This is a genomic window from Methanococcoides alaskense (assembly GCF_027594145.1).
GTDB lineage: Archaea > Halobacteriota > Methanosarcinia > Methanosarcinales > Methanosarcinaceae > Methanococcoides > Methanococcoides alaskense.
Genome location: NZ_JAQFFK010000001.1, coordinates 200,122 through 212,024 on the forward strand (window position 1 = coordinate 200,122; position 11,903 = coordinate 212,024).

Annotated in this window: 10 protein-coding genes, 1 tRNA gene and 1 pseudogene; 8 read left to right on the plus strand and 4 right to left on the minus strand. The window is 42.4% G+C overall.

Annotated features, from left to right (window positions below):
• Positions 1-12 precede the first annotated feature (12 nt).
• Both PBV53_RS01010 and PBV53_RS01015 read right to left on the minus strand, forming a co-directional pair.
• Complete coding sequence (locus PBV53_RS01010; protein WP_270095333.1) at positions 13-2,520, minus strand: histidine kinase dimerization/phosphoacceptor domain -containing protein; 2,508 nt, start codon at positions 2,518-2,520, stop codon at positions 13-15.
• A 19-nt stretch (positions 2,521-2,539) separates the two neighbouring features.
• The gene (locus tag PBV53_RS01015; protein WP_270095334.1) at positions 2,540-3,328 is read right to left on the minus strand and encodes a helix-turn-helix transcriptional regulator; all 789 of its coding nucleotides are present in this window, start codon (positions 3,326-3,328) and stop codon (positions 2,540-2,542) included.
• A gap of 281 nt (positions 3,329-3,609) precedes the next feature.
• Here PBV53_RS01015 and mtbC point away from each other — a divergent pair, with 281 nt between their 5' ends.
• From mtbC to PBV53_RS01055, 8 genes and pseudogenes are all read left to right on the plus strand, one after another.
• The gene (gene mtbC / locus PBV53_RS01020; protein WP_270095335.1) at positions 3,610-4,290 is read left to right on the plus strand and encodes a dimethylamine corrinoid protein MtbC; all 681 of its coding nucleotides are present in this window, start codon (positions 3,610-3,612) and stop codon (positions 4,288-4,290) included.
• A gap of 18 nt (positions 4,291-4,308) precedes the next feature.
• A pseudogene (mtbB, locus tag PBV53_RS01025) lies at positions 4,309-5,712 on the plus strand ([dimethylamine--corrinoid protein] Co-methyltransferase).
• 98 nt (positions 5,713-5,810) lie between these two features.
• Positions 5,811-7,319: an APC family permease gene (locus PBV53_RS01030; protein ID WP_270095336.1), complete on the plus strand. Its 1,509-nt coding sequence runs from the start codon at positions 5,811-5,813 to the stop codon at positions 7,317-7,319.
• A gap of 120 nt (positions 7,320-7,439) precedes the next feature.
• Positions 7,440-8,345: a GAF domain-containing protein gene (locus PBV53_RS01035; protein WP_270095337.1), complete on the plus strand. Its 906-nt coding sequence runs from the start codon at positions 7,440-7,442 to the stop codon at positions 8,343-8,345.
• Positions 8,346-8,411: 66 nt separating this feature from the next.
• Positions 8,412-8,816, plus strand: a complete 405-nt coding sequence (locus PBV53_RS01040) for a response regulator (protein ID WP_270095338.1) — start codon at positions 8,412-8,414, stop codon at positions 8,814-8,816.
• A 307-nt stretch (positions 8,817-9,123) separates the two neighbouring features.
• A complete protein-coding gene (locus PBV53_RS01045) occupies positions 9,124-9,300 on the plus strand; it encodes a hypothetical protein (protein ID WP_270095339.1) in 177 nt (58 codons plus the stop codon).
• A gap of 139 nt (positions 9,301-9,439) precedes the next feature.
• Positions 9,440-9,595 (plus strand): hypothetical protein, encoded by a 156-nt coding sequence (locus PBV53_RS01050; RefSeq protein ID WP_270095340.1) that lies wholly within the window; start codon positions 9,440-9,442, stop codon positions 9,593-9,595.
• 211 nt (positions 9,596-9,806) lie between these two features.
• Positions 9,807-9,974: a hypothetical protein gene (locus PBV53_RS01055; protein WP_270095341.1), complete on the plus strand. Its 168-nt coding sequence runs from the start codon at positions 9,807-9,809 to the stop codon at positions 9,972-9,974.
• A 338-nt stretch (positions 9,975-10,312) separates the two neighbouring features.
• Here PBV53_RS01055 and PBV53_RS01060 read toward each other — a convergent pair.
• Positions 10,313-10,390, minus strand: a tRNA-Glu gene (locus PBV53_RS01060).
• Positions 10,391-10,475: 85 nt separating this feature from the next.
• On the minus strand, positions 10,476-11,723 hold the full coding sequence (locus PBV53_RS01065; RefSeq protein WP_374708543.1) for a proteasome-activating nucleotidase: 1,248 nt from the start codon (positions 11,721-11,723) through the stop codon (positions 10,476-10,478).
• Between the last annotated feature and the right edge of the window lie 180 nt (positions 11,724-11,903).

An 11,903-nucleotide genomic window follows, 5' to 3' on the forward strand; every position in this document is an offset into this window, starting at 1 on the left:
ATTTATCCTCTTTCAATTGTATTTTTCTTCTGTAAATTGAATTATGAACTTTGTTCCATTGTCCTTTTTAAGTTCAATGTTTCCATCGATCTGCTCAACAAGGTTCGTCACAAGCTGTAATCCAAGGGATTCGGTATCTCTGAAATCTATATCATCTGGTATGCCACTGCCATTATCGCTGACCGTTAGCATAAAATCGTCTCCGCGGTGCTCAATATCCACGGATATGATACCTTTCTCGTTCTCGTCCTTATCCTCAAATGCATACTTAAGTGAGTTAGAAACAAGCTCATTGATAATAATTCCAAGTGGAACTGCAGTATCCATGTTAAGGAAAACATCCGCGACATCAAGTTCGATGGCGATATTCCTGTTACCTACTACGTAGGACTGGGAAAGGTATGTAATAAGATTCTTTGTATAATCTGCAAAATCGATACTTTCCATATCTTCTGACTGATATAACTTCTCATGGACCAGTGCCATTGTCCTGACCCTATCCTGGCTGTTCTTGAAAGCATCTCTTACTTTTTTGTCCTTGAACTTATCTGATTCCAGGTACAACAGCGTTGATATCACCTGCAGGTTATTCTTGATACGGTGATGGATCTCTTTCTTGCGAATTTCCTCTACCTTTAGTAATGCCTCTTCTGCACGTTTCCTTTCATCTATATTTACAATGATGCCTTGTAGGTAATCCACATTTCCTTCTGCATCACGGCGGATAAAGGTCCTCTCATCGGCCCAAACGATTTTGCCATATTTGGTCAGTATCCGATATTCAATGGTAAACTCATTTGCTCCCTCATCGCATTTTTTCTGTAGCTGTTCCTCAACTCTTGGAAGGTCCTGTGGGTAAACGATATCTGCATAAGTTACTTTGCCGGATGCGAAATCCTCAGTTGAATATCCGAACTGTGAAATGTTCTTTGATACGAAATCAATAGGCCATCCTTTCTCTGCTCTCCACTTGAAAACAATTATAGGACTATTCTCAACAACCCTCTCCATCTCTTCTTTCATCTGGTTGGACTGTTCAAGCTCCTTTGAATATCGTATAAGCTCTTCTTCCGCTTTCTGCCGCTCGGTGGTCGCACTGTAAAGGGACTTTCTTGTCTTCTCGATGCCGTCTGTAAGTATCCTGAAATCCCCTTCTCCCTTTAGTTTGATCTTACGGGTGAAATCCTCATTCTGGAATGCTGTCAGAACAGCGTTCGATTCATCGATAATGGCATTGATCATTGTTGCGAAACTATCGAGGGTATCTCCAATATGTTTGAACTCTCCTTTCAGGTCAGTTGCCACACGTGTCTGGAGTTCACCCTTTGCCAGTTCATTGGTAACCCTCATGGTCTCTGTCATAGGTTGTGTAAATGCATCAAGGATCTCATTCAAACCTAATGGTATGTTCTTGAAATCGATATCGACGTCGGTATCAGCTCTGGCATGGAGTTCTCCGACCACAGCGGCATCTGACAGGTCCTTAAAATCAGCAACTATCTCATTGATGGGTCTTGTGACAAATCCGGCGATTATGGCCGCAAGTCCTGTCATGAAAAGAATCGATATTGTGGATATCACAATGAGGTTGTTACGCAATTCAGTAACGCCAGCAAGCATTTCATCCTTTGGTACTACGAGAACAAAAGAGAAATTCCCTGTTTTGATAGGTTCGTAGAACATTACCACGGTCTTTCCTGTTGTAGGGTCGATCGTATCGATAAATCCACAGTTGCCTACTTTGATCTCATCTGCCATGGCGGTGATCTCAGGGACATCGAAATCATAAAGTGTTCTGTAACCGATCCAGTCCTTCTGTTCAGGTTGAGATATAAGGATGCCAGTATTTCCGGTCATGAACGCATATCCGGTGTCGAATATCTTCACTTCACTGACAACTTCATCAAGGTATGTGAGGGATACATCGACCCCGCCTATGCCGACAAACTCATCATCTTTGAAAATAGGCGTAACATAACTTACTATGAAAACACCTTCGTAAAAATAGGGGTCAATGATATGATCGACCTTTGTCATTTTTGGTAACTGGTAATAATCTGATTCTTCATAGTTCAATAATGGATCAATTGTCAGGTCTCCATTGATCCTGTTCCAGTATGGTATGAAGCGTCCGGTCTCATCATGTCCTTCTGCATTTATGAAAAGCTGGTCATTGCCATCAAAGGCATTTGGTTCATAGCATACATATGTTCCCAGAAGATTTGGGTTGCGTACTGCCACTTCCTTGAGTATATCATTCACTTCATCTCTGTTCGCTGAATTATAAGCGTTCATGGAATTGGCAATGGTCTGACCAATGGCATGATTCTTGCGCATATCGCTATCAAAATAGTTTGCGAATCCCCTTGCTTTTTCGATAGATTGCTCATAAGCGAGGGTCTCTTCCTGTGATGTGACCGTTGAAATAATTACGGATGTTGATGTTACCAATACTAATAGAACGCCGACTACGATGAAGAGTATAAGCTTTGATTTAAGGGATGTGTTCTTCCAGTCCATTTGTTTCACTCCCTTGCGTTTAGAGCTCTGTGATCCTTCTCGAAAGGTTCTGATAGTGAGTGAAAAGCTCTTCTCCCCATTTACTGGCACTTTCATCAAAGCTCATGATCTTTCTGTGATCATACATTCCTTCTTTGTTGAAGAAACAGAGATATGTAAATCTTTCAGTTACCGTTATTGTGGTAAGTTTAATGGAATCATCACAAATGTACAGGTCAGCACTTCCTGATCCTGTTAGAAGCTCTAATTCTTTTGAACAGTCTGTTCTCATACGATTGAATACCGACTCTGTAAATATAAGTGTAAAATCGATCTCTTTTGAAAGGAGGTCTATGAACAATCTGGGATAAAGGGGATGGAAGTAGGAGATGAACATTTTCACATTATTTGAACGTATTATGTTCTCGGTAAATTCTATTGGCAGGTCGAACATGTGATTAAGATCAGGTTCTATCAACATACATTGCCCGAGTTCCCCTATGCGGTATGAAAGGGATTTGGGGATGGATGTAAGGTTACGGGTTGCCCAGTATTCCATGTTCTCTTCAATAACACCAAGTGTCTTTAACAGGGGGGACATGTTCTTTACTATAATGCGACCGACATCGGATAATTCATAATCATCAAGTTCGTTCTGGACTATCATGTCCTGTTCTTTGAGTATCTTTATCTGTGGCATCATGGCCTTTGAAGTGACATTAAGTGATGTCTTGATCTGGTCGATGTTCCTTGGACCTTCAACCAATAATAATAAAAGGTTCTTTCTTTTTTCAGAAAGCCATATTGTATCACTTAGCGACGATCTCATCTGTTATCTTCTATAAAATCCTGTATCAATAGTAATGACCCTTTCGGTTGTCTATACTAGATAGGTCTTTAGGGAGTTGCATTTTTCATGATCGTACCAAGAATAAGCATATTTTATCAGTATATATACCAAAGCCTTTGGAATATCCAATGCCACTGGTCATTTCTAATGCCTTTTGCAATTTCCGATGTCAGTAGGACTTACAACTCACATTATGCTATATGTCATACTTGTTTTTCATTCTATGGTAGTGCGGAGTAATATCCTGCTGCCACGTCAATGTGGTTTTTCCACATGGATGTAAAGGAGGTTGTAACACGGCAAACGAAGAATTATTTAAAACACTATCCGATGCGGTAGTAAGTTGCAAGAAAGATGATGTGATCGCTGCAGTAGGTAAAGCAAAAGGCAAGGCTCCAGCAGTAGAACTTATTGACAACGGTCTCGCAGCAGGTATGAATGAAGTTGGTGTACTCTTCGAAAGAGGAAAACTCTTCCTTCCACACGTTATGATGGCAGCAGACGCAATGTCCGCTGGTGTTGAATTACTTCAGGACGAGCTTGGTGGAAGCGAAGGCGCATCTTCTAAGCTCGGTGTTATTGTAAACGGTACCGTTGAGGGTGACGTTCACGACATTGGTAAAGCAATCGTATCAACAATGCTTCAGGCAGCAGGCTTTGAAGTCCACGATATTGGCAGGGATGTTCCTGTACAGAACTTCATTGACAAGATCAAGGAAACCAACGCAGATATGGTCGGTCTTTCCGCACTTATGACAACAACCCTTCAGGGCCAGAAAGAAGTCATTGAACTTCTCAAAGAGAATGGACTCAGGGATAAGGTAAAGGTCATGGTCGGTGGCGCACCAGCAACTGATGCATGGGCAAAGAAATGTGGCGCAGACTGCTATGCAGAAAATGCAAGTGAAGCTGTAGCAAAAGCAAAAGAATTACTTCTCTGATCGATCGAGGTGTATAATATGGCAACAGAATATTTCTTAAGAATGGGTGACGGTCAGAAGATCTTCATGACAAAGGAAGACATCAGAGCTGACATCGAAGCAGGTAGTGCAGATGCAGCAGACCTTGGTGAAATCCCCGCAATGTCTGAAAATGAAATGGATCATATGCTTGATATCATCACTTCACCCGGCAGGATCGTTGGTGTGGAGCCAGGCCTTGAAGTTCCGGTAACACACGACATCGGTGCTATCAGGATCGATGGTGACCAGGGTAACAGTGGTGTAGGTATTCCTGCAAGCAGACTCGTTGGTTCAATGGTCCACGAGCGTGCATTTGGTGCAGACACAATGGAACTTGGTCACATCGACTACAGCTACAAGCCTGTCAAACCTGTGATCTCACATGAATGCCAGACAATGGAAGTTTGTCAGCAGAACATGATCATTCCTATGCTCTATGGCGCAATGCCAAACATGGGTCTGTACTACACTCCTGATGGTCCATTCGAGAACCCTGGTGATCTTATGAAAGCATTCAAGATCTCCGAAGCACAGGATTCTATTTTCCATGCTGCAGAGCACGGTATCCGCGACATGACATGGATCATGCAAAAACTCCAGCATGTTGGTAGTGACGGTGTCAACTTCGATACCATCGGTGCAGCCGGTGACGGTGACATGTATGCATCACTTAATGCTATCGAAGCACTCAGGAAAGAATTCCCGGGAATCTACATTGAAGCAGGTATGGCAGGAGAACTTGTTCTCGGTATGCACGGAGAGCTTGAGTACGATGGTACAGTACTTGCAGGTCTGTGGCCACACCAGCAGGCACCACTTGTAGCAAAGGCAGGAGCAAACATATTCGGTCCTGTATGTAATACCAATACCAGCAGGACATCCGCATGGAATCTTGGTCGTTCAGTAACATTCACAAAGGCAGCTGTTGAGGCATCACCAATTCCATGTCACGCAGATATGGGTATGGGTGTAGGTGGTATCCCAATGCTTGAGACTCCGCCAATCGATGCTGTCACAAGGGCAAGCAAAGCAATGGTCGAGATCGCAGGCGTCGATGGGATATAGATCGGTGTTGGTGACCCAATGGGTATGCCAATCTCACACATCATGGCTTCCGGTATGACTGGTATGAGGGCAGCTGGTGACCTTGTTGCAAGGATGCAGTTTGACAAGAGTATGAGGATCGGTGAAGCAAAGGACTTCGTTGCAAAGAAACTCGGTGTTTCAAATGCTGATCTTTCTGACGAGTTTGTCATGAGGGAGATCAGAGAAGAGCTCGATATCGGTGTAATCACCTCTGTGCCAGGATGTGCAAAGGGTATTGCAGCTAAGATGAACATCGAGAAACTTCTCGGCATAGACATCAACTGCTGTGATAAGTTCAGGGAAATTACAGGTTAAGTTCTACCTGCACTGATATAAGGGTCCTGGCATTTGTCAGGCCCTTTTCAGTTTTTTGATATGATGGGTAGTATTTATTAGAAAAGGAGTGATGTAATATGTCTGAGGAAAAGAAATCGGGTGTAGACTGGAAGCACGCAGAGCAATGTGCAAAGGTCGTCTGTGAAACCGGTGAGCTTGAACGATCGATCGATTGGAAACAAGGATTGGCTATTGCTATTGGTGTACCTTTATTGATCTTACCTTCGATTGGCTATTTTGCCAGCTATTTATGGTCCGCTGCTATTATTGTATGGGGTCTTTCTGTATTCCAGGGTTTTATGCAGAACCTCGCTTATGGTGAACTCGCAACTACATTCCCTAATGCATCCGGTCTGCCTGGATTTGCACAGAATGTTTTCAAGTCCCCTGACCATAAAGGAAAGTACGACAAGGGTAAACTTATCGGTGGATTCAGTGCATGGAGCTACTGGTTCGCATGGAACCCTGTACTTGCTATCTTCGCAATTCTTATTGGTTTTTATCTTCACAGTTTGTTCCCTTCACTTGCAGCAACTTTCAGCCAGTACCAGCTTTCAATGATAGCAGGTGTTGTGATATTCGGTGGATTAATACTTATCAATTATCGTGGACTTTCGAGTGGTGCTGTTGTAGGTTATATCCTCGCAGCTTTCTCACTTATCCCAATGGCAATTATTACATTGGCACCTTATGTGACCGGTGACTTCGTAATGACTAATATCACCAGTACATGGTTGCCAACTGACTGGGCATGGGATCTCCATCATATCCTGATCTTGCTCGGTATCTTTGCAATGGCTCAGTGGAGTGCTTGCGCATGGGAAACTGCAGCTATCTATGGTCCGGAATATAAGAAACCTGGCTCCGATGTGCCAAAGGCATTGTTCTCTTGTGGTGCTATCTGTCTGGTAGCTTTCATCCTTGTACAGATGACCATTACTGGTGTACTGGGAATCGATGGTATTGCAGCTGCACCAATTGATCCAATGCTTCCGCTTGCACAGGCAGCGCTCGGTGACTTCGGTTCAACAATTGCTATTGTCATGCTCATTGCAGCAATGGTATTGATCATCCAGACTGCATACCTTGGTGCATCAAGGGCAATGCACTCAATGGCAACTGAAGGAAATCTTCCTAAAGTATTTGCAAAGACAAACCCACATGGTACTCCTGTACTCGCAATGGTCGTTATCGGTCTCTTCAATCTTGTACTGATCTCAATGGGTACTCCATCAGCTATCCTTGCTGCATCAGCAATCGGATATGTTTGTGCTAACGGTATCAGTCTTTTTGCATACGTAAAGGCAAAATCAAGGCCGGACCTTGCTGGTCTTGACAGGCCATTCAAGGCACCTACCGGATGGAAGAACGTTGCATTGATGTTTGGTCTTTTCAACCTTCCTCTCTGTCTGATCGGTGTGATCTACCTTAACAGTGTTGAAGGAAGCTGGTTCTCAACAATTGTCGGTATTTGTGTACTTGCTCTGTATGTCCCACTGTGGTTCTATTCACAGCACGAGGCACATACTGACAAGATGGCAGCTATAAACGTCAGCATGATTCCGGAACTTTCAAGGAAAAAGTGATGGTATAAACAGCTCCTTTATTTGTCCAAAGGTCCCGGATCTTTCCGGGTACTTTTCTTTTTTATTCAGCTGTTGAGCTTTGATTATCTAATGAGTGTTGTGTAAATTATGGGTGGTTCTATGGTTATGGTCGAAGGGGTATCTGATGTTTCATATGAGGATCTTGAAGTGGTCTTTGTTTGGAAGTCTGAGTATGGGTGGCCTATTGAGTTTGTTTCTGATAATGTTGGCATGTTTGGCTATGATGCAGATGATTTCATGTCCAAAGGGTTGAATTATGAAGATATTATTCATCCTGCAGATCTGGAAATGGTTAGGAAGGCATTGTCTGTTTATTCTGATGGTCCTGTTGATCCTGATGGGGTATTTGTACAGGAGTATCGTATTTTTACATCTAATGGTGATGTCAGGTGGGTTCGCGAAAAGATGCTGATCGTTTATGATGAGCGCGGGTTGATGGAACGTCTGGAAGGCAGTATCGTTGATATTAGCGATGAAAAGAAGATAACTGATTTCATGTTTATTCAAAGGGAAATGGGAACCGACATGAATTGGTCTGGCAATCTTGAGGAGTCAATGGATTCTCTTCTTAAATTGACAACTCAGTTAGATGCTATTAATGCCGGTGCTCTCTATATGCTGGATGATGTCACTGGCGGACTTGTCCTCGTAAGGCATAAAGGTCTCTCGGATGGTTTTTTGAGTTGTATCTCCTATTTCGATCATAATTCTATTCAGTTCAATTTTGCGGAGAAGGGTTTTCCTATATACAAGCATTATTCGGAGATCTACCCTTTTATTTCAGGTTCGTGCCTTAATGATGAGGGTCTTCAGGGTACTGCGATAATTCCTATCCATCACGAGGGGCATTTTATGGGAATGCTTTTTGCAGCATCGTTTTCTGAGTGCGTTATTCCTGAGAATGACCGTGATTCTCTTGATGTGATCAAGTCGCTTACGGGTCTTATGATAAATAATGTGAATCTGTCTGTAAAGGTGGATGGAATTCGGTTTGACCTTACTTGATATTCTTTGTTATTGGGGTAACATGGGTATGATCCTGGGCTGGAATATTTGTTTGGGGACTGTATTATGAAAGATGCGCAGATCGTAGTAGTTGAGGATGAACTTATCGTCGGTATGATGATTAAGTTGAAGCTGGCGAAAATGGGGTACTGTGTGTCAGGCCTGGCTTCAAGAGGGGTTGATGCTATTGCAATGGTCGAGGAGGTCCGACCTGATATGGTACTCATGGATATCCGTTTAAAAGGCGGTATCAATGGGGTGGAGACCGCGATGAAGATAAGGGAAATGTCAAATACTCCTATCGTTTTCATTACTGCCGATTCTTCCCGTGAAACGAGGGAGATGGCAGAACTTGCCAATCCTCAGGGCTTTTTGCTCAAACCATTTATGGACGAAGAACTTGGGTCTATTGTTGATTCTGTGTTATCTAATTCTGCGGAGGGGGCAAGGGCGGTACCCGGGAATGTCTGATCTGGCATAAGTTATCTTAGCCGGCGTCTTCTTCTATTTTCATGTAATGTTCTGCTTCATCGCTTTTTTTGTAGTTACAACGTCGAGGGGTTGTATTTCTCATGCGAGGTTAATTATCTCTAGTCGATGTCTATATTTTTTCCTATAAAGGCATTTGTAAATTTTTATTGCATAAAGTTTATATGTGACATTCTCATTTAGGGAAATCACATTATCACTTAAAAACGAATCGAATTTGGTGTATATACAATAATAGTTACTCTCGTAGCTTAAATTGAATACTCAACTTCATATAGAGTGTGAAAAAATGGTAGAAATGGAAGATGTTATCATTGGTGCTTTCGCCTTTGCAGGAATTGCTACATTGATCCTTTATATGCTCACAAACCCTGGTGGATCTATTTCTTTCAATCTTCAGGAAGTTGCCGTGGGCTCTGTCGCTGTGTTCGTATTCAGTAAGGTCGGTTTCTTGTCAAGTTTCTAAAGTTTATTTTCTCCCTTTATTACATTTTTAGGGAATCAATTTGGAATGCTTGATGCCTTTGTTTTTGTTCTCTTGAATCTCTTCATCTAATCCTTTTAATGCTGATGAATGCGTATTTTTGAGCTTAAGGGGGTGTGTTATGGGTCGGAACTGTTGTGATATCTGTAAGGTCTATGGGGAATGCTCAAAACTTGGGCTGAACCAGACGGTTGATGTTCTTGGAGATAAGAAGAGATTTGCTGCTTGTTTGTATGCCTGTGAGATGGAGTATCGGAAGGTAGTTGGTGATGCGTGACGCAAGGGTGGGTATAAGTTGCCGCTCTGCATATATTGAAATGGTCTCATCAAAGCAGTGTAATTGAAAATAATGTGGTAATTCGAAAATATAGCTATCATACCAGAAGTGAAATGGTCTGTATGATCTGTGTTTTGCGAATGCGGGTATTTTAATGAATTGTTGTAATTTTATGATGCTTTTTAAAAGTAAAAAATAGGAGTGAATATTCATGAATGATAATACTTTAAATAACGATGAAATTAAAGGGTCTGATGTCAATGAAGCTGATGAGGCATGCAGGAGTGGAAGTTGCTGCAGCTCTGGCAGTTGCTGCAGTTTTAAAATGTGGGTACTGATCGGTATCGCACTGGGACTTCTCTGGTATTTCGCAAATTGAAGTAAAAGGGGAATGCTCCTTTGCTTTTTTTAATTGAATGTGTCATCCTTCGCAAGATCCACTGAGGATTGAAATACTCTCTCTCTTCTGGGGGCATGCTCTAGAAGTTTATTCAGGTTCCTAGAGTTTACTTGATTCCTGCAAGTATTGATGCTATTCTTACTGTTTTAAACCGTTATGATGTCCTGAAATTTAACTTTTTCAGTAAGCACCAGTTGTATGTTACTTACGTCAACAAATTCTTAAACAATTTGTAATCTATAAGATCAAACGCAATTTTAATATTAAAGATCCATGTGTATTACTACAAACTTAGTATAATTATAAAAAAGAGTTAATGGTGCTCCGATGGGGATTCGAACCCCAGTCGCAGGAGTGAGAGTCCTGTATGATTGGCCGTGCTACACTATCGGAGCACACGGTTTTGTTGCTTTTAACATCCCCTAAAAGCAACCTATTCTATTTATAACTTTCGTCGAAAAAGATAATTGGAAGTTCGCATTATGCGAACATTCCGGCCGGGGTGTTGATATCTTCCTCGGAAACTACTTTCTCGAAAGCATCGAGGAAGTCTTTCATGGTGATCATGTCGCCTCTTCTTCTGAGTACGAACATGCCTGCTTCTTTAACTATTACATTAAGGTCTGCACCACTGAGGCCATCGGTCATATTTGCGATCTTGGCAAGGTCGAGATCTTTCTCAAGATTCATCTTCCTTGTATGGATCTTCAATATTTCCTCTCTTGCTTTTTCATCGGGTATGGGTATCTCGATTATACGGTCAAACCTTCCTGGGCGCAAAAGAGCTGGGTCAAGCAGGTCTATCCTGTTGGTCGCAGCTATGATCTTCACATTGCCACTGGAGTCGAAACCATCCATCTCAGCCAAAAGTTGGAGCATCGTACGGTTAACTTCCGCTGAACCGGTCGTTCCATCGTGGGTTCTCATCCCACCTACTGCGTCTATCTCATCGATGAACAGTATGGATGGGGACTTTTCTCTGGCAAGCTGAAATACATCCTTTACGAGCCTTGCGCCCTCTCCAATGAACTTCTGTACAAGATCTGAGCCTGACATACGAATGAATGTCGCATGTGCTCTTGATGCAACTGCTTTTGCAATAAGTGTCTTTCCTGTTCCAGGGCTGCCATACATAAGAACGCCACTTGGCGGTTCAATACCGAGGTTCTCAAACAGCTCTGGCTCTGTAAGTGGCAGCTCAACTGACTCAATGACTTCTTTGAGCACCTCATCAAGACCACCTATCATATCATAATCTATTCCAGGTGAATCGATAAGTTCCATCATCTGTGCACGAACATCGGCTGCTCTGCTGATGATGTCGATGATCGCGAACGCGGCATTGATGCTTACACGCATGCCCGGTTCGAGGTTTCCTTCCAGTTCAGATGGTATCATCGTCATAACTTCCTGATTATTGCCATGCTGGCGCAGGAGTGCCATGCTATCTTCTACTTCCATGACGCTGGCAATGAACAGTGGTGGTGTCGTCAAGTGGTCAAGCTGGTCCTTAAGCTGATCCATCTCTGACATGCATTTGTTCACCATAATATTGCTTTCAAGAAGCTTTGCTTTCATTGTTTCGTTCTGGACCTTTAGGACCTCGTTCTCACTGATCACTTCTTTGATGTCCATTTTCTGCATCTCATCAGTATTGTGGTCATCACTATTAGAATCCATCTCAGTGGACTTATTTCCTGCTGTTGATCCTTCACTTACTTCGGCCATGTTGCCTTCTTATAACATCATGTAATATAAAGCAACTGCGTGTTAGAAAATGTCTCATCCTTAAGGATTCTTTTATCCTTATTGGGTACGCCTTTTTTTGTTTTATTTGTATTTATAAGGGGGACTTATGCTTTTAAATAGCAATGGGTCACTATTTTCCAATCACCCCCTCATCCTCAT